At 44.5% G+C, this 20,179-nt stretch carries 24 protein-coding genes; 15 read left to right on the forward strand and 9 right to left on the reverse strand.

Going from position 1 to position 20,179, the window contains the following annotated elements; all coding sequences use genetic code 11:
* Window positions 1-627 precede the first annotated feature (627 nt).
* The 3 genes from ACNAZ4_RS20900 to cydS are packed head-to-tail and all read left to right on the forward strand — an operon-like array spanning window position 628 to window position 3,106.
* Window positions 628-1,974: a cytochrome ubiquinol oxidase subunit I gene (locus ACNAZ4_RS20900; RefSeq protein WP_415817765.1), complete on the forward strand. Its 1,347-nt coding sequence runs from the start codon at window positions 628-630 to the stop codon at window positions 1,972-1,974.
* Window positions 1,971-2,996, forward strand: coding sequence for a cytochrome d ubiquinol oxidase subunit II (locus ACNAZ4_RS20905; RefSeq protein WP_415817767.1), 1,026 nt, complete (start codon window positions 1,971-1,973; stop codon window positions 2,994-2,996). Before ACNAZ4_RS20900 ends, ACNAZ4_RS20905 begins: the two co-directional genes overlap by 4 nt.
* Window positions 2,997-3,007: 11 nt before the next feature.
* Entirely contained in the window at window positions 3,008-3,106 is a 99-nt protein-coding gene (gene cydS, locus ACNAZ4_RS20910; protein WP_415817769.1) for a cytochrome bd oxidase small subunit CydS family protein, read from the forward strand.
* 44 nt (window positions 3,107-3,150) lie between these two features.
* Here cydS and ACNAZ4_RS20915 read toward each other — a convergent pair whose 3' ends face one another.
* Window positions 3,151-3,474 carry a BC1872 family protein gene (locus tag ACNAZ4_RS20915; protein ID WP_415817771.1) on the reverse strand — a complete coding sequence of 108 codons (324 nt, stop codon included), beginning with the start codon at window positions 3,472-3,474 and terminating at the stop codon, window positions 3,151-3,153.
* A gap of 151 nt (window positions 3,475-3,625) precedes the next feature.
* Here ACNAZ4_RS20915 and ACNAZ4_RS20920 point away from each other — a divergent pair, with 151 nt between their 5' ends.
* Both ACNAZ4_RS20920 and ACNAZ4_RS20925 read left to right on the forward strand, forming a co-directional pair.
* On the forward strand, window positions 3,626-3,754 hold the full coding sequence (locus ACNAZ4_RS20920) for a hypothetical protein (RefSeq protein ID WP_415817772.1): 129 nt from the start codon (window positions 3,626-3,628) through the stop codon (window positions 3,752-3,754).
* A gap of 17 nt (window positions 3,755-3,771) precedes the next feature.
* Window positions 3,772-3,894, forward strand: coding sequence for a hypothetical protein (locus ACNAZ4_RS20925; RefSeq protein WP_415817773.1), 123 nt, complete (start codon window positions 3,772-3,774; stop codon window positions 3,892-3,894).
* Between the two features lie 32 nt (window positions 3,895-3,926).
* Here the strand turns inward: ACNAZ4_RS20925 and ACNAZ4_RS20930 are convergent, their stop codons facing one another.
* On the reverse strand, window positions 3,927-4,919 hold the full coding sequence (locus ACNAZ4_RS20930; RefSeq protein WP_415817775.1) for an LLM class flavin-dependent oxidoreductase: 993 nt from the start codon (window positions 4,917-4,919) through the stop codon (window positions 3,927-3,929).
* A gap of 143 nt (window positions 4,920-5,062) precedes the next feature.
* Here ACNAZ4_RS20930 and ACNAZ4_RS20935 point away from each other — a divergent pair, with 143 nt between their 5' ends.
* The 6 genes from ACNAZ4_RS20935 (at window position 5,063) to ACNAZ4_RS20960 (ending at window position 10,999) form a co-directional block, all read left to right on the forward strand.
* Entirely contained in the window at window positions 5,063-6,664 is a 1,602-nt protein-coding gene (locus ACNAZ4_RS20935) for an ATP-binding protein (protein ID WP_415817777.1), read from the forward strand.
* 25 nt (window positions 6,665-6,689) lie between these two features.
* The gene (locus tag ACNAZ4_RS20940) at window positions 6,690-7,361 is read left to right on the forward strand and encodes a response regulator (RefSeq protein ID WP_415817779.1); all 672 of its coding nucleotides are present in this window, start codon (window positions 6,690-6,692) and stop codon (window positions 7,359-7,361) included.
* A 180-nt stretch (window positions 7,362-7,541) separates the two neighbouring features.
* Window positions 7,542-8,552 (forward strand): tripartite tricarboxylate transporter substrate binding protein, encoded by a 1,011-nt coding sequence (locus ACNAZ4_RS20945; RefSeq protein WP_415817781.1) that lies wholly within the window; start codon window positions 7,542-7,544, stop codon window positions 8,550-8,552.
* 87 nt (window positions 8,553-8,639) lie between these two features.
* The gene (locus tag ACNAZ4_RS20950; protein WP_415817783.1) at window positions 8,640-9,098 is read left to right on the forward strand and encodes a tripartite tricarboxylate transporter TctB family protein; all 459 of its coding nucleotides are present in this window, start codon (window positions 8,640-8,642) and stop codon (window positions 9,096-9,098) included.
* A gap of 15 nt (window positions 9,099-9,113) precedes the next feature.
* Entirely contained in the window at window positions 9,114-10,631 is a 1,518-nt protein-coding gene (locus ACNAZ4_RS20955) for a tripartite tricarboxylate transporter permease (protein ID WP_415817785.1), read from the forward strand.
* A 125-nt stretch (window positions 10,632-10,756) separates the two neighbouring features.
* Window positions 10,757-10,999 carry a hypothetical protein gene (locus tag ACNAZ4_RS20960; protein ID WP_415817787.1) on the forward strand — a complete coding sequence of 81 codons (243 nt, stop codon included), beginning with the start codon at window positions 10,757-10,759 and terminating at the stop codon, window positions 10,997-10,999.
* A 114-nt stretch (window positions 11,000-11,113) separates the two neighbouring features.
* Here ACNAZ4_RS20960 and ACNAZ4_RS20965 read toward each other — a convergent pair whose 3' ends face one another.
* Window positions 11,114-11,287 (reverse strand): hypothetical protein, encoded by a 174-nt coding sequence (locus ACNAZ4_RS20965; protein ID WP_415817789.1) that lies wholly within the window; start codon window positions 11,285-11,287, stop codon window positions 11,114-11,116.
* Between the two features lie 229 nt (window positions 11,288-11,516).
* Here ACNAZ4_RS20965 and ACNAZ4_RS20970 point away from each other — a divergent pair, with 229 nt between their 5' ends.
* Window positions 11,517-12,317 carry a DUF2935 domain-containing protein gene (locus ACNAZ4_RS20970; RefSeq protein WP_415817791.1) on the forward strand — a complete coding sequence of 267 codons (801 nt, stop codon included), beginning with the start codon at window positions 11,517-11,519 and terminating at the stop codon, window positions 12,315-12,317.
* 35 nt (window positions 12,318-12,352) lie between these two features.
* Window positions 12,353-12,691: a YmaF family protein gene (locus ACNAZ4_RS20975; RefSeq protein WP_415817793.1), complete on the forward strand. Its 339-nt coding sequence runs from the start codon at window positions 12,353-12,355 to the stop codon at window positions 12,689-12,691.
* Between the two features lie 200 nt (window positions 12,692-12,891).
* Here ACNAZ4_RS20975 and ACNAZ4_RS20980 read toward each other — a convergent pair whose 3' ends face one another.
* The gene (locus ACNAZ4_RS20980; protein WP_415817795.1) at window positions 12,892-13,449 is read right to left on the reverse strand and encodes a DUF1259 domain-containing protein; all 558 of its coding nucleotides are present in this window, start codon (window positions 13,447-13,449) and stop codon (window positions 12,892-12,894) included.
* A gap of 379 nt (window positions 13,450-13,828) precedes the next feature.
* A complete protein-coding gene (gene brnQ, locus ACNAZ4_RS20985; protein WP_415817797.1) occupies window positions 13,829-15,193 on the reverse strand; it encodes a branched-chain amino acid transport system II carrier protein in 1,365 nt (454 codons plus the stop codon).
* A gap of 348 nt (window positions 15,194-15,541) precedes the next feature.
* Here brnQ and ACNAZ4_RS20990 point away from each other — a divergent pair, with 348 nt between their 5' ends.
* Window positions 15,542-15,664 (forward strand): hypothetical protein, encoded by a 123-nt coding sequence (locus tag ACNAZ4_RS20990; protein WP_415817799.1) that lies wholly within the window; start codon window positions 15,542-15,544, stop codon window positions 15,662-15,664.
* Between the two features lie 112 nt (window positions 15,665-15,776).
* On the opposite strand, the gene ACNAZ4_RS20995 is transcribed toward ACNAZ4_RS20990, so the two are convergent.
* The 4 genes from ACNAZ4_RS20995 to ACNAZ4_RS21010 form a co-directional block, all read right to left on the reverse strand.
* Window positions 15,777-16,991: a M20 family metallopeptidase gene (locus ACNAZ4_RS20995; RefSeq protein WP_415817801.1), complete on the reverse strand. Its 1,215-nt coding sequence runs from the start codon at window positions 16,989-16,991 to the stop codon at window positions 15,777-15,779.
* Between the two features lie 302 nt (window positions 16,992-17,293).
* Window positions 17,294-18,130 (reverse strand): MetQ/NlpA family ABC transporter substrate-binding protein, encoded by an 837-nt coding sequence (locus ACNAZ4_RS21000; protein ID WP_415817803.1) that lies wholly within the window; start codon window positions 18,128-18,130, stop codon window positions 17,294-17,296.
* A gap of 16 nt (window positions 18,131-18,146) precedes the next feature.
* Window positions 18,147-18,797, reverse strand: coding sequence for a methionine ABC transporter permease (locus ACNAZ4_RS21005; protein ID WP_415817805.1), 651 nt, complete (start codon window positions 18,795-18,797; stop codon window positions 18,147-18,149).
* Entirely contained in the window at window positions 18,787-19,818 is a 1,032-nt protein-coding gene (locus ACNAZ4_RS21010; RefSeq protein WP_415817807.1) for a methionine ABC transporter ATP-binding protein, read from the reverse strand. The genes ACNAZ4_RS21005 and ACNAZ4_RS21010 overlap by 11 nt, the downstream gene beginning before the upstream one ends.
* A 71-nt stretch (window positions 19,819-19,889) precedes the next feature.
* On the opposite strand from ACNAZ4_RS21010, the gene ACNAZ4_RS21015 reads away from it, so the two are divergent.
* Window positions 19,890-20,069: a hypothetical protein gene (locus ACNAZ4_RS21015; protein WP_415817809.1), complete on the forward strand. Its 180-nt coding sequence runs from the start codon at window positions 19,890-19,892 to the stop codon at window positions 20,067-20,069.
* Window positions 20,070-20,179 lie beyond the last annotated feature (110 nt).

The following is a 20,179-nucleotide window of genomic DNA, read 5'->3' on the forward strand; positions in this document are numbered from 1 at the left end:
AATGACCATTCTAGCTGCAGTATCGATATCGCGTTTTAAATCCAACTCAAAAATGGAGGAGCAGAAGGTTTCGGTAACAAGTAAGAGGAACATATGCCCGAAAAGCGAAGAAAGAGAAGATTTCGGTAACAAGTAAGAAGAACATGTGCCCGAAATGCGGAGGANNAGAAGNTTTCGGTAACAAGTAAGAGGAACATGTGCCCGAAAAGCGGAGGAGCAGAAGATTAGGTAAGAAGCAAGAGCAACAGGTGCCTCACCCATTCTCCCCAATACATATCTTTAGCTTTATCTTTTATCCCTTGGGCTTTCAATACCGTTACTGATAACGAACAACTTACCCTTTCATTTTCCTTCAGCTCCCGTTTAACGGGCCAGAGAATGGGAATAAAATGAAGGATGGCCAAAAGGGGATTACATATCATATTTCTCTCACATTTATCTTGTATAAAAATGAAATAATTTTTTGGTTAATATGTGATTTGATGAACAAACTTCGGGGATTGGAGTGGCCTTATGTATAAGAAGCAAGAACGAGTACTGATGTGGGTTGCTTTTATTGTTGCGGCGATTATGGGACTGTCCTTTATCGGCCGTTTGATTGCAGGATAAAAGAGGGGGGATTAAAGGATGGGAAACGAAGAATCTGTTTTTTTCAGCCGAGTGTTGACCGAGCTTACTCTATCTTTCCACATTATTTATGCCACCATTGGCGTTGGGATTCCGTTGATGATCATGATTGCTCAGTGGCTGGGAATCAAAAAGCAGGATGAACATTATATTTTGCTGGCCAGAAGGTGGACGCGCGGCTTTGTGATTACGGTGGCGGTAGGCGTTGTGACCGGGACTGCGATTGGGTTGCAGCTTTCGTTGCTGTGGCCGAACTTTATGGAGCTTGCGGGAAATGTCATTGCCCTGCCGCTTTTTATGGAAACCTTTGCGTTTTTCTTTGAAGCGATTTTCCTTGGCATTTATCTATATACCTGGGACAGATTTGAGAATCAGAAGAAACACCTGCTGCTGCTCATCCCTGTTGCGATTGGAGCGTCTTTTTCAGCTGTATTCATCACTATCGTGAATGCCTTCATGAACGCCCCGCAAGGCTTCGACCTTGTTGATGGTCAGCTGGTCAATATCAACCCGATCCTGGCGATGTTCAATCCGGCGATGCCGACAAAGGTGGCCCATGTGCTTGCCACCGCGTATATGACATCGGCATTTATCCTTGCTTCGATCGGAGCTTACAGGCTGCTGAAAGGGTCGGATCACATCTATCATAAAAAAGCAGTCTTTTTGACAATGAAAATCGGCTTGATTTTTTCAATTGCCGCCGCCGTAATCGGTGACTTTTCCGGGAAGTACCTGGCAGAGTACCAGCCGGAAAAGCTGGCAGCCGCGGAATGGCATTTCGAGACACATAAAGGCGCACCTTTAATGCTGTATGGTGTTCTCGATGATGGTGAGGTCAAATACGCTCTTAAGATTCCATATGCGCTTAGCATTTTGGCGCATAGTAATCCGAATGCGGAAGTGATCGGCTTGAATGAGTTTCCTGAGGAAGAAACCCCGCCGCTTTATATTCACTATCTATTCGACGGGATGGTTACGATTGGCATATGGATGACGGTGCTCTCACTTATGTATGTTGTCGGTGTCTGGATGAAGTGGAGTTTTATCCGGACAAGGTGGTATCGATGGCTCATTGTCCTCGGTGGCCCGTTATCGGTGCTCGCGATCGAGCTTGGCTGGTGGTTCGCCGAAGTTGGAAGGCAGCCGTGGATTTTGCGGGGAATCATGAAGGTTGACGAAGCGGCGACGACAAGCGGACAGGTCGATACGATGCTGGTGATGTTCGCCGGTTTATACTTGATCCTTGCAGTTGGAAGCATCGTAGTTTTAACAAGGATGTTCCGGAAGAATCCTGTTGAACAAGAGCTGGCAGACAGGGAAGCCGAAAAGGAAGGTGAGTTGCGATGACCCTAGAGATTATTGGGATAACCGTATTATGGCTGTTTCTTTTTGGCTATGTCATCGTCGCTTCCATCGATTTCGGTGCTGGGTTCTTCAATGCCTACAGCCTTTTTCGGGGGAAGCAGCATATCCTGACCCGGATCATCCAGCGGTATTTGTCGCCGGTATGGGAAGTGACGAATGTGTTCCTGGTGTTTTTCTTTGTCGGTATGGTCGGCTTCTTTCCTAAAACGGCTTATTACTACGGAACAATCCTGCTTGTTCCAGCAAGTATTGCCATCGTCCTGCTGGCGATTCGGGGATCCTACTACGCTTTTACGACTTATGGCGGTTTGAAGCACAAAAGATATTCGTATTTATACGGATTATCTGGTTTGTTCATCCCGGCCTCATTGTCGATCGTGCTGACGATTTCAGAAGGCGGTTTTGTTACAGAGTCTGCTTCGGGTATTAATTTGGATTACTGGGCGCTGTTCACCAGTCCGCTGACATGGAGCATCGTTGTCCTCAGTCTTGCGGCAGTGCTCTATATATCAGCTGTATTTTTAACATGGTATGCACATAAGGCTCAGGATCAACCGGCAACAGAGCTGCTACGCAAATATGCTTTGATTTGGTCTGTGCCGGCAATCGTGAGCGCAACAGGAATCATCGTCGAGTTGAAGGATCACAATCCGGAGCATTACAGCCGGCTCGTTGATTTATGGTGGCTGTTTGCGATTTCTTTCATCCTGTTTGCCGGAAGTGTTTACTTGCTTGGGAAACGCAGATCATATGGAGTCGCATTCGGGCTGTTGACAGGGCAATTCCTGATTGCATTTTTTGCCTATGGCATTTCGCATTATCCTTATCTGCTCTATCCTTTTCTCAAGCTATATGACAGCTTCACAAATGAAGCAATGGCAGTCGCTCTCATCATTGCCTTCATAGCAGGGCTCGGGCTGCTGCTGCCGTCATTGTATTTATTGCTAAGGCTGTTCCTGTTCAATAAAGATTATGTTCAGGGAAAACGGAATGACCATGTATAGGAGGGTGGAAAATGGCTGAATTCACAATGTTCTACGCTCCCTTCATCGTCATCATTGCCTCGATTGCCGCTGCATTCTGGCTGGCAGGGAAGGATGAAAAAGTGGAGTGAATGAAAAGAGCTGCCATCCAAGGGAGGCAGCTCTATTTCATCTATTATGATAATTTCCGCCACAGTGTGGAACTCGAAACGACCGAGTCATTTTCAATGATGGCATAAGCAGCATTAGTAATCGCTTCAGGCAAGTTTTCACCAGTCCCTTTAAATTGATTGAAAGCAGCCTCCGAAACCCCATTGGATGAAAAGGTGTAACCCAGCTTCTCCAGTCTTTCAACAATCAGCATCGCATGCAGAAGATTTTGCTCTGGCTGGAATTCAGTGTCATTGATGAATACACCCTTCTCGTAATCAAACCAGCGGTCCCATCTGTTCAGCTTCCAACCCAGAATCCTCCGTGCAATGGCATCCGTTTTTGTCATGTTTCTTCCTCTCTTTCGGAATATTGTTATATAACAGATTATTTTAATTAAAGTATATTACATAACAGAAGCGATATGCAATCACAAAGATTCAAAATGGGAAGTTTTATTTGGTGATTTTGAGCATCTTAAAAAGTGGGGGTGACAAAACATGAGTGAAAAGGAAATCAGCCAGCAGAATGTAAGACTTGGCGGGAAAATTGCCAAGGAAAAAGGGCGTACGAATGGTGAGTTGGGCAATGACAATGACATCAATTCAGGAAAGATTCACAAAAAGTAATATGGAGGAGAATCATCATGACAAATCGCAACGATAACCGCGAACGCAAAAATAAATACCCAAACAATAAAGAAAGAAATATCTCGAAAGACGTCAATGTGCGAAGCGAGATGACCCAAAAGGACTTGAAGGAACAATAAGAAAGGAAGGGGATTCCCCTTCCTGTATTACTTTAGAGCAGGGCTTCCGCAAGCAATGTGTATGTATCAACTTTATCCTGGAAGCTGTGCAGATTATTGATGATCATAAACTCCTCAGTTCCATAATAATCGCTAAGTCTCATGAGATCATTCTTAACTTTTTGCGGTGTTCCGATAATCATTCTTTTTCGGTTTTCCATGATCCTGTTTGAGTCCGCTGCCGTTAGCTTTGTATTCTTCGCTTCTTCCAAAGAGGGAATCCTTGTATCCATCCCCTTTTCTACCCGCAAAAGCCATAAATCCTGGCTCAAGGCCAATTCTTCAGCCTTTTCCTGGCTTTCAGTGCATACAACAAAAATACACACATTAGCTTTAGGCTTTTTCAGGAATGGAGAAGGCTGAAATTCGCGGTAATATTGTTCCAATGCTCTTTTTCCGTTGGCAGGCGTTATAAAATGGCCGTATGTAAAAGCAGTTCCCTGTTCTGCTGCAAGTCTGGCTCCGCGATGGGTGATTCCCAATAACCATAATTCAGGGAAAGCTGTTTTGTCAGGATATGCTTTAATGCCATGAAAGGGATGATCACCTGGCAATTCATTCAGCAAAAATCCTTTTAAATCACTAATTTGTCTGGGGAACTCATTCAAACTTTTCCGAAGTCCATCTGTCAGCGCAAGCCTTGTGGTGGCTGACCCGCCAGGAGAACGCCCAAAGCCGGCATCAATCCTGTTGGGAAACAGAGCCTCCAAAACCTTGAAGTTCTCAGCGACTTTATAAGGGCTGTATTGAGGGAGCAGGACTCCGCCTGAACCTATTCTGATTCTTTTGGTCATCGAAGCAATGTGGGATATCAATATTTCAGGAGAGGACCCGGCAATGCCGTTGGTGTTATGATGCTCCGCAACCCAGAACCTTGTGTACCCAAGATCTTCTGTGATTTGAGCCAGCTCAACGGTTTTACGAAAAGCCTGGGCTGCCGAATCTCCCGAGCTGATGACGGATTGGTCAAGTACACTTAATTTCACTGTTTAACCCTCCAGTTGCATGCTGCTTCATCTTACCCAGTATTCCCTCAAGCAGGCGGCACAAACTTGCTGGAGGGGATGACAATCTCGATAAAAATTATTAGAATATTAATAGATTTATAATAATTCAAACCGGGGGAGTCATGAAATCAAAAAAACTTCCAATGTCCCTGCAAACGAAAATTATTGGCTCGAATATCGTCAACACGGTGTTCATCATCTGTATTTTCCTGGCGATCTCACTGGTGATCGAATATAAGCAGGTTGAAAAGCAGAGAGGGAATCAGGCCCTTCAGCTTGCAAAGACTGTTGCTTCCATGCCCAGTGTGATAGACTCCTTTAATGATGACGATCCTTCGATTACCTTGCAGTCTCTCATGAATAAAATCAGAAGGGAGACAGGCGCGGAATTCATAGTGATTGGCAATACATCCGGTATCCGCTATGCACACCCTGATGAGAAGAAACTGGGATTGTCCATGGTCGGAGGGGACAATAGTCCGGCGTTAAAAGGAGAATTCTACATATCGAAAGCGAAGGGTTCACTTGGGATGTCAATCAGGGGAAAGGGGCCAATCAAAAATCATGACGGGAAGATTGTTGGCATCGTTTCTGTTGGATATATGATTTCAGACATCCAGGATGACGCCATCGAGAGAGGAAAGGAGATCGGGTTCATTTCCCTGTTTGTCGTGATGATTGGTGTACTTGCAAGCTATCTTCTGGCTAAAAACATCCGCAGGACGACATTAGGCCTTGAACCACATGAAATGACGTCTCTTTACCTCGAGCGGAATGCCATCCTTTATTCGATTAAAGAAGGCATCATTTCCGTGGACAAGGATGGCTATATCACCATGGTCAACCAGTCTGCTAAGGATCTTTTGGAGATAAAAGAAGAAATCATCCATAAAAAAATTGAAGACATCATTCCAAATACGGGAGTTTACCGGGTACTGCAATCAGGAAAACCTGACAGGGACCATGAGATCTTCTTAAGAAACAAAAATATGATCATCAATCGTACACCGATTTTTGAAGAGGATGAAGTCATCGGTGTCGTATCCACTTTCAGGGATAAAACAGAAATCAATAAGATGCTGGAAACATTGACCGAAGTGCAGAAGTATTCTGAGGACCTGAGGGCGCAGACTCATGAATTCTCAAATAAGCTCTATGTACTGTCAGGTCTGCTGCAGCTAGGTAAGCATGATGAAGCCATTGAAATGATCCAATTAGAATCTAAGGTACATGAAAGCCAGAACAAGATCATTTTTGACCAGATTATTGATACAAAAATACAGGCGCTATTGCTTGGGAAGCTGGGGAAGGCTTCGGAGAAAAAAGTCCAGTTCATTATTGACGAAAATAGCAGTCTGGGGCCAATTCCGGACCATATTCCTTATACAGACATCATCTCGATCATCGGAAATCTGATTGACAATGCTTTCGATGCTGTAGAAGGGAGCCGCTCAGGCGAAGTAACCTTTTTTGCGGTCGATCTTGGGGAAGACTTAATCATTGAAGTATATGATAATGGACCTGGTGTATCAGTCAATGAAACAGGAAGAATTTTTGAAGTCGGTTTCTCCACCAAAGGCGAAGAAAACCGGGGTTACGGGCTGGCAATTGTTAAGCAGGCAATCGACAGGCTGGACGGAACGATCGAAGTGGAGTCGAAACCTGGAAAAGGCTCGGTCATGACGGTCTATTTACCGAAAAAAGGACTAAGTGTGGCCAATTAGTCAAAACGAAAGGGGGGCTGATAAAATGATCAAAGCAGCTATTGCTGAAGATGATTTCAGGGTTGCGTCCATTCACGAGCAATTTTTAGAAAAAATTGAGGGTGTTGAGATTGCCGGAAAAGCATTGAATGCGAGTGATGCAATCAAGCTTTTGGAAAGCACGGAAGTGGATGTTTTGTTATTGGACAATTATCTTCCGGACCAAAACGGTGTATCACTGCTCACTGACCTGAGGAAGAGGTTTGAGAATCTGGATATCATCCTGATCACAGCTTCAACAGAACGGAGAGTCATCGAGCCTTCAGTCCGCAATGGAGTACTTGATTATATTGTCAAGCCAGTCACGTTTGAACGATTCAAGGCAGCTTTGACGAAAGCAAAAAGGCGCAGGGAGCTGCTTCAAAGCAATGCAGAGTTTAACCAGGCCGCAATCGACCAGTTTTTTACCGGAGGGCAGGATCCCGGAGACCCCACTCATCTTCCTAAAGGCATTGATCCATTGACATTGGCGAAGGTTGAAGAAACGATGGGCGCTCTTTCCAGCGGGATTAATGCAGAGGATTTAAGTGAGCATTTAGGTGCATCGAGGACGACGGCGAGAAGGTATCTGGAATACTTGATATCCACAGGGAAAGTCAGGGCAGAACTCGAATATGGAATCGTAGGAAGGCCCGAGCGGAAATACTATATTGTCTGATGCATCTCCTTTTTAAGGAGATGTTTTTTTATGGCAGCCAGATTCCCCCGTGAACAAAATGAACAAAATAGCCAAAAAGTTTTTTATGAAAGTAAAATTGAAAACGGTTACATTCTCATTATTCTGAATTAACATAGCGGATAAGGATGGAAATAAGATTTTTTACAAGGGGGAAACAAAATGAAAAAGTTTTTGGCGACTGCTGCTGCATTCGCGATGCTGTTAGCCGCTGGATGCTCAAATGAGTCATCAGGGGACGGGAAGGCTGCAGGAGGAAATGGAGACTGGAAACCGACACAGCCGATTGAAGTCACGGCGCCCGCTGGCCCGGGCGGCGGCTGGGATACCACAGCCCGCATGGCTTCACAGGTTTTTGAACAAGAGAAGATCATTGACAAGCGCCTGCCTGTCGTCAACAAAGCTGGCGGTGGCGGAGCAATTGGCTGGGCATACATTGCCGGCAAGAAAGACAGCGAACACCATATGTTTGTTGCATCACCACCATTAATCCTGGTTCCTTTGAATGGACAATCTGAGTATGGATATGAAGACTTCACGCCGCTGGCAAACCTTATTGCTGATTACGGCGCGTTCGTTGTCAAAGCGGATGCGAAGTGGAATAATCTGAACGACCTTTTCGAGGATATGAAAAAAGATCCGGCTAGCGTCAGTGTAATTGGAACGTCTTCACCAGGCAGTATGGATCACATGCAATTTGTGAAAATTGCCAAAGCAGCTGGTGTCGATGTAACAAAAATCAAATATATCTCCGATCCTGATGCAGGCGGCTTGACTGCGGTACTGAACGGAAGCGTGGACGTTTACACGACTGGTGTAGCTGAAACGATTGAGCAAGTAAAAGCAGGCAAAATCAAAGTGCTCGGCATCACTTCCGAAGAAAGATTGGAAGGAGAAGTTCTTGAAGACTTCCAAACTGCCAAGGAACAGGGAATTGATGAAACGTTTGTGAACTGGAGAGGCTTCTTTGGACCTCCGGGCATGGACCCTGCAGCAGTGAAGTATTATGAAGAAAAATTCAAAGAGTTAAGCGACTCTGAAGCATGGGATGAGATTCGCAAGAAGTATGGCTGGGGCGAGTTGTATATGGACAGTGGAGAGTACAGCAAATTCCTGAAAACAGAAGCTGAGGATATGAAAAAGCTTCTTGAAGAGCTGGGTCTTGCGCGTTAATTTCCATCCTTGAAAATAAGAACGCTAACGAAAGATAGAGCAGATGACCTGTTCTATCTTTCACTCTATTAGAAGAGGTGACCACCATTGCTTACAAGAATCAATCAGAAAATTGCCGTAGGACTGGCACTGATTTCAGCTTTTTATTTGGTGTTAAGCTATAATTTGCCGAAATATCCAAATGCAATCATCGATGCGGATATGGTGCCAAAAGGCCTCGGTTTTCTATTATTGTTTTTCGCATTCCTCTTATTTCTTGATAAAAAAGAAGAGACAGAGGCCGAAAAACAGAAACGTACGATTACCAGGGGAAATGTACTTATTTTGCTGGCGGTCCTTGTTTTCATCTTAATCTATATTTTCCTGCTGGAAATTATGGGGTTTTTGATCATGACGGCGCTGTTTATTTTTGGCTGTTCACTATTCCTCGGATATAAGAAGCATGTAACGAATGCAATCGTATCTGTTTTATTTTCATTCATCATTTATGGACTATTCAACTATTTGTTGAAAATAAACTTGCCGGCAGGGATCATCCCGTTTTAGAGAGGAGGGTGAAGTATGGATGCTTTTCAAGGTTTAATGTCAGGGTTTCAAGTAGCTTTTAGTTTACAGGGAATCCTGTTTGTTTTTATCGGTGTTTTTGTGGGCACCTTCATCGGCATGATGCCGGGATTGGGGCCAATCAGTGCGATAGCAATTATGATCCCAATCACATATAGCATGGATCCGACGGTAGCCCTTGTAATGATGGCAGGGGTCTATTATGGTGCTATTTTTGGCGGGTCCAGTTCGTCTATTCTATTGAATGCACCCGGGGTTGCCGGAACGGTGGCAACAGCATTTGACGGCTACCCTATGGCGCAGCAGGGGAAAGCGGGAAAAGCGCTGGCGATTGCTGCCATTGCCTCTTTTACAGGGGGAACAGTGAGTGTCATATTGCTGATGTTATTCACGCCCATCCTGTCAGCCGTGGCCGTATCGTTCGGACCTGCTGAATATTTCGCCCTGATGTTCATGGGGCTTACAGCCATTTCAAGTCTATCGGACGGCTCAACAATAAAGGCGTTCATTTCGGCAACACTAGGTTTCATGGTTGTCACCATCGGGATTGACAGCCAGACAGGGACAAGCAGGTTCACGTTCGGAAATCCAAACCTGCTTGAAGGCATAGATTTCCTCGTCATCGCACTGGGATTATTCGCTCTCGCTGAAGTCAGCACCCTTATTTTAAATCGAAAAGATACGACAATGAGCGATAATAAGGAGATTGGCAGCTTGCGGCTATCGAAGCAGGATGTGAAGGAAATGAGCGGACCGATGACAAGGCAATCCTTTTTGGGATTCCTGATTGGTGTCTTGCCAGGAGCAGGGGCGACCATTGCTTCCTTTATTGCCTACATCACGGAAAAGAAGCTGGCTAAAAACCCAGAGGAATTCGGGAAAGGTTCAATCAAAGGACTGGCAGCACCTGAAACGGCGAACAATGCTGCAACAGGTGGTGCGTTCGTGCCGCTGCTCAGCCTTGGGATTCCGGGATCAGGCACAACCGCGGTACTATTGGGAGCATTTTTGGTACTTGGTGTTCAGCCGGGACCGTTATTGATTCAGGACCGTCCAGAAGTGTTCTGGGGCATTATTGCCAGTATGTATGTCGGGAATATCTTTTTATTGATCCTGAATCTCCCGCTGATTCCTTACATAGCGAGAGTACTGCGCATTCCAAGGCCGCTGTTGATTTCACTTGTGATCATCTTCAGCCTGATCGGCGTTTACGCGATCAGCTTCAATACCTTTGATTTATACATGCTGGTTGCATTCGGGATCATCGGATTCCTGATGAGGATGTTCTCGTTCCCAGCAGCTCCATTCATCCTCGCGTTTATTTTGGGAGGCATGATGGAACAGGCATTCAGGCAAACATTGACGATCTCAAATGGAAGCCTCGGAATCTTCCTTGATAAACCAATTGCATTGACGTTGATTATCATAAGCTTGCTGACAATTTTGGTTCCGTTGTACACAGGCAGGAAAAAATTCAATGTAAAGAACAATGGTCAATCCGGTAAAACTCTATAGCCGTTGAAAACTGCAAGCCAGGAGGTTTGCAGTTTTCTTTTTCCCTCAACTTAAGTACGGGAAATGTTTATCAACTGCCAGTTGGGCTATAAGTAAATTAACCTGTTATTGAAAGGAGTGGCAACATGAATAAGCGTAATTTGATGCTTTCGTTCACTTTAGGGACAGGCGTATTACTGGGAGGCTGCGGAGCCACAGAAGAGCCGCCGCCGGAGGACGATCCGGTGATGGAGCAGAATGAACAAGCACCTCCAGCACCAGATGGATCGACAGAGGATCCAGGTCAACCAAGAGATGATACAACCGAGGATGACGATCATTTGACTGACGATGAACAAGATGATATTGAAGATTCTGTTGACAAATAATGAAAATGAAAAACCTTAGGACAACATAGGTCCTAAGGTTTTTTATTGAGTAATTTTGTATGGCCAGGCCAAAACAAAAAATGCTGTCTCTATTGAAGAAACAGCATTATTCCTTTATTGATTTTCATCTCCATCAGACTCTTCTTGATCCAATTTGAAATCTTCATCCTCAACATCATTTTCAGTATCCTCAACTGGCGGTTCATTTTCCAGGTCTGTCTCAGCTGAACATCCACCCATAATAATCGCCAGTGCTATTGGAATTCCATAAAAAAGTTTCTTTTTCACAATAAACCCCCTCCACTGAAATATCTTTGGCAGAAATAATATTATCTAAAACATACCCAGTCAGTCCCCTTATAAACGTAACAAAGCTGGACTGGAACATCGCTCCCATTAGATTCACCTATATGGAAATACATTGGTATAGAAGAAAAAAGAACATAATAATGTTTTGGGACAAGAAGTAGATACATATATTTTAAGATGTATGTATAGTGTGATGAGGAGGGTGTTCATGGCCAATCCAATTGTTCTTAGATCGCTCGACGAAATTAGATTTTGGTCCAGAATCATGAAGGAGCATGCGCTGTTTTTAAGTCTGGGATTTACGTATGAGCAAAAACAGTTAATTGCTGAAGCACAACAGTTTATTGTGATATTTGAACGGATTGAGGAAAAACTGGCACGATTTAGCGCGAACACGGATATACGTCAAATCCAAGCTTTTAACAATGAGGTTTACCAAGCTGCCGCCTCAATTTGGAGTTACAAAAGAAAAGTATTAGGACTCACCCTGCGCTGTGAAATAAGACATAATAATTTTCCACTGCTTATTGATCATGTAAGCAGAGAAGCAGCGTATTTTGCGAATCGTTTGAAGGAATTAAATGAAGGGAAATTAGCTCCAGAGCCAGAGGCTATTATCGCTGAAAATGTTTTCTTTCTAAGAATCATGGCAGACCATGCAAAATTTATCGGGCATCTTTTAGATCCGTCAGAAAGGAAGCTAGTTGAACAGGCAAGAGAATTCAGTCATGACTTTGACCAATTGGTCTTCCAGGCAGTGGATTTGGATTCCATGAGGCCACAATCGGAAACCGTGCCAATGCTTGATCAATTCCTGGATCAAAACAGGGTTTCGGTTGCATCATTAAGGGATTTTAAGAAAACAGCTAGAGAATTGATTGAAGCCTGCAGGATAAAGAGCAATATTCATCCACTGTTAGCTGACCATACCTTCAGGGAAGCTGAACGATTTTTGGAAATCATCGATCTTTTTGAAGCTAGTCTAAACGCACAGAGTATAAAAGGGTAACGTATATTCAAGTTATCTAAAGCGAGGGTCAGGGTATGGCGAAGATAGGAAAAGATGATTTTGCAAAAGGGTTTGTACCGCACCATAACCATGGTTCAGTCGATTATACTGCTGTAGGCGCAGGACATGTTCATCAATGCCTGGATGTAACATCACCACCCATCATGACAGAAGATCACAATCACATCCACTACACTGAGGGATATGTGGTATTTGAAAACGGGCATACCCACTATTATCAGGCATATTCCGGCCCAGCAATTCCAGTGGGAAATGGCATGCATGTTCATTATTACGATTTCTACACCACTGAAAATGATGGCCATCGCCACCGTGTGAAAGGTGTGGACCAGCCCGCACCAGGTGATAAGTAAAAAAGAGCGACCTTCAAAAGAACGGCCAACCTTGATAGGTTGGCTATTTTTTTTTCTGGTTTATTGTGAGGTCCTTTTTTAAAAAATGACTTACTTACCAAGTTACAGTGGGAGATTGAAAATAAGGAATTATCCCAGTTTAAGCGCCGACAGTGAGCCAAATGAAAAAAAGGCTGCCGGCAAGGACCCGCAGCTTAAAACTATATATAAAATAATCCAGCATCTTTTGCAGCTTCAATGCTGTTCCTGGCAAATTTGAATGGATCGCCGACATTTTCCCAATGCATATACATTAAACGCGGTTCTTCAAATAGCCAGTGATTGTGTACGGCTGTTACCTTGATTCCTCTTTTCCGTAATTCTGTCAGGAAAGGATTAATTTCTTCCTGCAGGATGACAGTTTCACCTAGATTCAGGGTTTTGCCGCCTTTGCTATTTTCAAATGATAGTGCAAATGGAAGAGCAAGAGGGGAACGTGTACGACGCCCCAGAATCGTAGCTTTTATATTTCTTAAGCGCTGTACCACACATGCTGGGGTAGTTGTTACGACATCTCCGCCGATAATATCAGCAAGCTTCTCGCATTTACTTGCACTAATGCCGCCGACTGTTCCACGCTCAGTTTGTCTTCGGTCACGGTCATGCATATGGGAACTAGATTCAAATTCCTCTTCCAGCAGGTCCTCCTGTATATGATGGTTGCTCGAAAACCGGAAGAATGTTTGATTTCCCATGCTGTCAAATTCTCTTCTATCCAATCAGTCCAACTCCTTTTATTTTTGTCATGAGCAGTATATTCGAAAGGAGTGGACATGACTGGATGATTACATAGGACAAACACACTTTTTTCACCTATCTATAATTATTGAGAAAGCATAGCCTCGAAAAAGAAACACAAACTAATGGGTGAATGATGAAGGATAGAGCATCCTTGATTTATATATGGTGAAAACGAAGGGGGTGAAAAAATGAAGAAAAATAAACCAAAACATAATAAAGCAATGCCAAAAGCAGATGTGGAATTTGCTGAGGAACGGGGAAATGGATTTGAAAAGGGTAGCGTTGAAAGCTCAGAGAAAACTTAATAAATGATTGCAAGCTAGCCCAATATGACCCAAAAAGAACTGCAGAGAATCTCTACAGTTCTTTTTGGGTCGTTCCCGACATTATTTCCGCTTTAGGCAAAATAATGCCAATGACTGCTCCGATGAAGGCTGGAAGGATCCATCCGAGGCCTAAATCATATAAAGGAAGGTAGTCCATATATATAGTTTTTATTGAATTGAAGATTGGGACATTCAAATTTGCAACATTAGCTGCTAATGCACTATATCCGTCAAAAAAGCTTACAAGAAATGTCATCGCCATCGAAGCAGAGTACACGCTCTGTCTATTGCCGAATAGCGGTGATAATAGAGTCAATAGAATCAGGATGATGGCTAAAGGATACAGGAACATTAAAACTGGTACAGCGAATTGGATGATATTGTTTAAGCCGAAGTTTGCGATTGCAAAGGAAACGAAGCTTAGAATGAATACATAACTACGGTATGATACCTTCGGAAACAGATCATTAAAGAACTCGCTGCAGGCTGTGATAAGACCAATGCTTGTTTTTAGACAGGCGAGCACAATAATGATTGCTAGAAGAATCGCGCCGAAAGAGCCAAAATAGTGCTGTGCGACTGCTGCAAAAATCTGGCCGCCATTTTCGAATGTTCCTATAGCTGCCACGCTTGATGCTCCCATATATGTGATTAGACCGTAAATCAGCATCATCAGCGACATGGCGAAAATCCCTGATTTCATGGTTGCTTTGGCAATGTCCTTTTTATCAGTAATTCCTTGTCTTTTAATCGCATGGATGACAACAATCCCAAATGCCAGGGATGCCAGAGCATCCATTGTGTTATATCCTTCTTTAAAACCTGTCATGAAGGCAAGCTTTTCATAAGCACCGGCGGGTTCCCCATAGCTTCCCATTGGGTTGAAAACCGAAAATCCGATTAAAAGAAATAAAAAGACAAGAAACGCCGGAGTCAAATATTTGCCGATGTAGTCCATGACCTTTGCCGGATGGAGTGAGAAAAAATAAACAATGGCAAAGAAGACGAAACTGAAAATTCCGAGCCACAAACCAGCCTGACCTGGAGCGATGTACGGTTCAAACCCAACCACAAACGGAACGGTTGCAGTTCGCGGAATCGCAAAAAATGGTCCGATCGTCAAATAAAGAACTGTGGCAAAAGCAATCCCAAAAACAGGATGCACTCTGCCGGCTAAATCACGCAGGCCGATGCTTCCGGAAAGCCCGATCGCCAAAATACCTAAAAAAGGTAGGCCAATGGCTGTCACCAGGAAGCCAATTAACGCAGGCCAAAAGTTTGTGCCTGCAAGCTGTCCCAATTGAATCGGGAAAATCAGGTTTCCTGCGCCAAAATACATGCCGAATAGCATAGTTCCAATTAGTGCATAGGTTGAAAAAGTTGTTTTTTGCTGCATATGAATTGTCTCCTCTACTTGATGTAGTCACACTTTCTTCAGTTGGTAAGGAGGTATTTCCCAATAAGAAGGGAAGGAAATGCTAGACATAAATGTCTTGTTCAATTCATCACAATAAAGTGTGAATCGATCTCTTCATATAACCAAAAAGAAGAATAATACACACTACTATAAATACTTACGCTTCGCAAGTCAATGGAATTTTTAGTATTTTTAGAATTGAAGGAAAGTCATCTGTTGCGAGGGCTTCTTCGGAAGTTTTATTTGCAGGTGAAATTTTACAGTGTAAAAAGAACAGATTTCATCCGATAGAAAAAAAGTATGAAATTAATTTCAGGAGAGAATCTGATGACGATTGAACAAGCAGAAGCGATTTTAAAGAATCCGGAACTGGGACGATATTTGACAAGAGAAGAAATGGAAGCGATTGATTTCTTAATCAGCGCAGTCAAAACAGAGGAACAGGAGTAGCTTGCTTCTGTTCTTTTTCACTGGAAGAGAAGGTGATCGATCAGGCTGGTAATAGTAAGACCCTTGCGATTGGGCAAGGGTCTTATTTTAATAGAGCATGTATTATAGAAGATTATTTATTTTCCGTGGCTTTTCTTAGCTGGAACTCAGCCTTGATGTCAGTCAATAATTCCTTGTCAGTGATTAGCTGGACTGCTGTCAGAGCGAGGGCTTTGGCGCCTTTCAGCAATGCTTCATCTCCCTGTGCAGAAGCAGCCGCTTCCCGGAAAGGGACAGTGTGGGCAACGAGCTCATCAGGGCCAATCTTAATATAAGGGTGAATGGTTGGAACGACCTGGCTGATATTGCCTGCATCGGTTGAGCCAATTCCGTCTCGTTCATCTGTTGCAACGGTCTCTCCAAGGTCTTCGATCACATTTTTGAAAACCTCATTATATCGATCATTCAATAGAAGATTATCAACTTCATTTTGGAAGGCAATAATATTCAGCTTTGCACCGGTTGCGAGTGCCGCTCCTTCTGCAACTTCCTTTACACGCTTGGTGACATCATTTAATCTGCTTCGTGAAGCCCCGCGGATGAAGAACCTGGCTTTTGCGTATTCAGGAATGATGTTCGGTGCATCCCCTCCATGAGTGATGATGCCGTGAATCCGTACATCATCAGTCAGCTGCTGTCTCAATGCATTGATGCCATTGAACAGCTGGATCACAGCATCGAGGGCGTTGATGCCTTCATGTGGAGACGCTGCTGCATGGGCGGGTTTCCCGATATATTCAAAGTCTAACGGATCCACAGCAAGGGAGGTTGATGTCAATCTTGTTTGTCCGGAAGGGTGGAGCATCAACGCCGCATCGATCCCGTCAACAAGGCCATGCTTTACAAAGCTGCCTTTCGCACTTCCGTTTGGGCCTCCCTCTTCCGCAGGCGTCCCGAAAACGACCGTTTCACCGCCAGCTTCATCCAATACCTTGCTTAGCGCGATAGCAGCTGCGACACTGGTTGTTCCTATAATATTATGGCCGCAGGCGTGGCCAATCCCAGGCAGGGCATCATACTCTGCCAGGAAAGCGATAGAGGGACCTGGTTTTCCGGAGTTTTTGCGGGCAACAAAGGAGGTTTCATGTCCTGCAACCGCCTTTTCAACTTCAAAACCTTCATCCTCTAAAATCTTGATCAGGCGAGCCGAAGCGAAAAACTCCTCATTGCTGATTTCCGGGCGAGCGTGAATTTCGTGGCTGGCATTTAAGTAAAGATCTTTGTTCAGTACCACGTTTTCGGTAATGATATCTTTTAATTCATTTAGGGACTTAACTGATGTTGACATCCTGATTCCTCCTTTAAACTTTCTTGAAAATACTAAAGCTGCGCATGAAAAGCGACGGCTCTCCCAATGACGGTCGCAGAACAGTCAAAGCTGTGCCCGAAAAGGGAAGGCTCCTGCAAGTACGGTCACAGAATGACCACAGCTGCGCCCGAAAAGGGATGACTTCTACAATTACGGTCGCAGAACAGTCAAAGCTGCGCCCAAGAAGCGATGACTTCCGCAATTTCGGTCGCAGAATGACCAAAGCTGCGCCCGAAAAAGGAAGGCTTCTGAAATTACGGTCGCAGAACAGGTGAGCTCTTTTACCAGCCAATCTCACTAAGCGGCACAAAGGTAGGGAGTGTATTTCCCTTGTATTCTTTTTCGATGAAATCTTTTGTGTCATCCTGCTGGTAAAGATCGGCTAATTTTTCCAATGTTTCATTGTCTTTATCTTCTTCGCGGACTGCGATGATGTTGATGTATGGAGTGGCAGTGGCACTCTCAAGGAAGATCGCATCATTCTTTGGTGTGAGTCCAGCATCAACTGCGATTCCGTTGTTGATGATCGATGCGGCTACATCCGGTAATACCCTTGGAGTCTGGCCGGCAACAAGCGGTACAAGTTCAATGTTCTTCGGATTTTCAACGATTTTATCGAGTGAGCCGATGCCGTCGAAGCCTTCCTCGAGTTTGATTAGCCCTGCTTCCTGGAGTAAAAGCAGACCTCTTCCCATATTGGTCGCTTCGTTTGCCAGGGCAATCTTTCCGCCTTCAGGAATGTCTTTTATGTCTTTGTATTTGTCTGAATAAATTCCCATTGGTGCGATCTGCGTGGTTGCGATCGGTACAAGGTCAAGATTGTGTTCTTTGATAAAAGCATCAAAATAGGATACGGTCTGGAATGAGTTTGCATCCAATTCGCCTTCAGCAAGGGCAAGGTTCGGCTGGACGTAATCCGAGAAGGTGACGATTTCAACGTCAATTCCTTCTTTCTCAGCTTTTTTTGCGACAAAATCCCATACTCGATGATCCGTTCCGCTGACACCAAGCTTCACTTTGACGGTTTCTCCGCCTTTTGCGGATGATGAAGAGCTGGAGCATGCGGAGCTGATTAATGTAAGACTAAGTACGATCAATGCTAGTAAAAGTTTTTTCATTTTGTTTTCCTCCTGATTATCTTCTTCTGATTTTTTTAGCTGATATATTTCCAAGTGATTGAAGGCCCTGGACCATGACAATCAAGATGCCAACTGTGATGAACATTGTCTGGGTATCAAAACGCTGGTATCCATATGTAATCGCCAAATCCCCGAGTCCGCCGCCTCCGATGGCCCCGGCCATTGCCGATGCACCGATCAATCCGACCGTTGCAATCGTGAAAGCAAGGATGAGGGAGCTCATTGCTTCTGGAAGAATGAATTTGAATACAATCTGCCAGGGAGTGGCCCCCATTGCTTCGGCTGCTTCAATGACTCCCGGATCTACCTCCAGCAGGGAGTTCTCTACCAATCTGGCAATATACGGCCCTGCATAGAAGACAAGCGGGACGACAGCAGCTGCCGTGCCGATCGATGTGCCGACAATCAGCCGGGTCAGCGGGATGATTGCGACGAGCAGGATAATGAATGGCACTGAGCGGAATATGTTGATGACACTGTTAAATACGTTGAAAACAGGTGCGTTTTCAAGCAAATGACCTTTCCTGGTGACGACAAGCGCAATGCCGAGCGGCACTCCGAGGACTGCTGAAAACAGCAGGGAGAACGCAACCATTTGCAGTGTTTCAATTAATGCCTGGGTGATTTGTTCTGAGTTAACTAGCATGTGCGGTCACTTCCTTTATGTTGACTTTTTGCTGATTGATAAAATTAAGAGCCCTCAAAATTTCCTTATCACTTCCCTGGAACTCGACAATCAGGTTCCCGAATGGAATTCCCTGCAGCTCGGTGATATTCCCGAACAGGACATTGATATGGATATCGAACTTCTTTGAAAGCTGTGAAAGCAGCGGCTCGCCAGCTGATTCGCCAACAAAGTTGATCTTGAATACCTTTTGCAGGCCTGCATGTCCTTCAATGATCCTGCGAACGGAATCGGGAATCCTGTCATTCATGATTGTGCTGACAAAATTCCTGGCTGTCTCTGTTTTTGGGGCTGAAAAAACTTCAAAAACGGAGCCTTCCTCAATGATTTTTCCTTCCTCGATGACAGCGACCCGGTCACAGATTTCCCTGATGACAGACATTTCATGGGTGATGATCAAAATCGTAATGTTGTACTCCTTGTTGATTTTTTTCAAAAGCTGAAGGATCGAACTGGTTGTCTGCGGATCAAGCGCTGATGTCGCTTCATCGCAAAGCAGGATCTTAGGCTGGGTTGCCAGGGCCCGTGCAATGCCAATGCGCTGTTTCTGCCCGCCTGAAAGCTGGTCAGGATAATTGTCTGCTTTATCAGCGAGACCGACAAAATCGAGCAGCTGATAAACCCGCTCTTTGATTTTCGCCTTCGGAAGCTTACCTAGAACGAGCGGCATCGCGACATTTTCAAATACCGTTTTGGAGTTCAAGAGATTGAAATGCTGGAATACCATTCCGATATTCCTTTTAACCTCCCGCACTTCCTTTACCGAAAGGGAAGTCATGTCGCAGCCATCGACAATCACCCGTCCTGACGTCGGCCGTTCCAATAGATTCACACAGCGGATCAGTGAGCTTTTTCCTGCACCGCTAAAACCTATGACCCCGAATATCTGTCCTTCTTTGATTTCCAGATCGATCCCATTAAGTGCCGCTACCTTGTTCCCGCGGCTTTCATAAACTTTCTCCACTTGTTCAAATGTAATCAACTGTCTTCCTCCTTTGTCTTGAAAAGCGCAAGCGCCTTGGTCAGCCCCGACAAGCGCTGGAGGGCCGACCTGTGAAGTCATTCTTTGACTTCATTGGGCGGACCGAACTCGAAAAGTATAGCCGACTGTCCAGAAACGCAGAAACTGGAGACTCCGACAAAGAAGCGCTTTTTGCTTCTGCCGGCGGAGTTGAAGTTTCGGAGTTTCTAGGAGGCGACACTAGACGTGCGACTCGAGCTGCTCAAAGCTAACGCTTATCGCAAGATACTCCAGGGAGCCCACTCAGGGATGAAAACTGGCTAGGCGCTGTAGCTAGACACTAATTTGATAAAAATTCAAAGTTTCTTATAAAGAAAAAAAC

It is taken from the genome of Mesobacillus thioparans (assembly GCF_965138835.1).
Lineage (GTDB): Bacteria > Bacillota > Bacilli > Bacillales > Cytobacillaceae > Mesobacillus > Mesobacillus thioparans.

Bases quoted from the DNA above. Each gene is read 5' to 3' on its own strand.
- ACNAZ4_RS21005 (WP_415817805.1), bottom strand. From the start codon at position 18,797: ATGCTAGTTAACTCAGAACAAATCACCCAGGCATTAATTGAAACACTG.
- ACNAZ4_RS20970 (WP_415817791.1), top strand. From the start codon at position 11,517: ATGGCCAATCCAATTGTTCTTAGATCGCTCGACGAAATTAGATTTTGG.
- ACNAZ4_RS20915 (WP_415817771.1), bottom strand. From the start codon at position 3,474: ATGACAAAAACGGATGCCATTGCACGGAGGATTCTGGGTTGGAAGCTG.
- ACNAZ4_RS20920 (WP_415817772.1), top strand. From the start codon at position 3,626: ATGAGTGAAAAGGAAATCAGCCAGCAGAATGTAAGACTTGGCGGGAAA.
- ACNAZ4_RS21000 (WP_415817803.1), bottom strand. From the start codon at position 18,130: ATGAAAAAACTTTTACTAGCATTGATCGTACTTAGTCTTACATTAATC.
- ACNAZ4_RS20900 (WP_415817765.1), top strand. From the start codon at position 628: ATGGGAAACGAAGAATCTGTTTTTTTCAGCCGAGTGTTGACCGAGCTT.
- ACNAZ4_RS20990 (WP_415817799.1), top strand. From the start codon at position 15,542: ATGACGATTGAACAAGCAGAAGCGATTTTAAAGAATCCGGAACTGGGA.
- cydS (WP_415817769.1), top strand. From the start codon at position 3,008: ATGGCTGAATTCACAATGTTCTACGCTCCCTTCATCGTCATCATTGCC.
- ACNAZ4_RS20975 (WP_415817793.1), top strand. From the start codon at position 12,353: ATGGCGAAGATAGGAAAAGATGATTTTGCAAAAGGGTTTGTACCGCAC.
- ACNAZ4_RS20960 (WP_415817787.1), top strand. From the start codon at position 10,757: ATGAATAAGCGTAATTTGATGCTTTCGTTCACTTTAGGGACAGGCGTA.
- ACNAZ4_RS20945 (WP_415817781.1), top strand. From the start codon at position 7,542: ATGAAAAAGTTTTTGGCGACTGCTGCTGCATTCGCGATGCTGTTAGCC.
- ACNAZ4_RS20995 (WP_415817801.1), bottom strand. From the start codon at position 16,991: ATGTCAACATCAGTTAAGTCCCTAAATGAATTAAAAGATATCATTACC.
- ACNAZ4_RS20925 (WP_415817773.1), top strand. From the start codon at position 3,772: ATGACAAATCGCAACGATAACCGCGAACGCAAAAATAAATACCCAAAC.
- ACNAZ4_RS20935 (WP_415817777.1), top strand. From the start codon at position 5,063: ATGAAATCAAAAAAACTTCCAATGTCCCTGCAAACGAAAATTATTGGC.
- brnQ (WP_415817797.1), bottom strand. From the start codon at position 15,193: ATGCAGCAAAAAACAACTTTTTCAACCTATGCACTAATTGGAACTATG.
- ACNAZ4_RS20940 (WP_415817779.1), top strand. From the start codon at position 6,690: ATGATCAAAGCAGCTATTGCTGAAGATGATTTCAGGGTTGCGTCCATT.
- ACNAZ4_RS20905 (WP_415817767.1), top strand. From the start codon at position 1,971: ATGACCCTAGAGATTATTGGGATAACCGTATTATGGCTGTTTCTTTTT.
- ACNAZ4_RS20955 (WP_415817785.1), top strand. From the start codon at position 9,114: ATGGATGCTTTTCAAGGTTTAATGTCAGGGTTTCAAGTAGCTTTTAGT.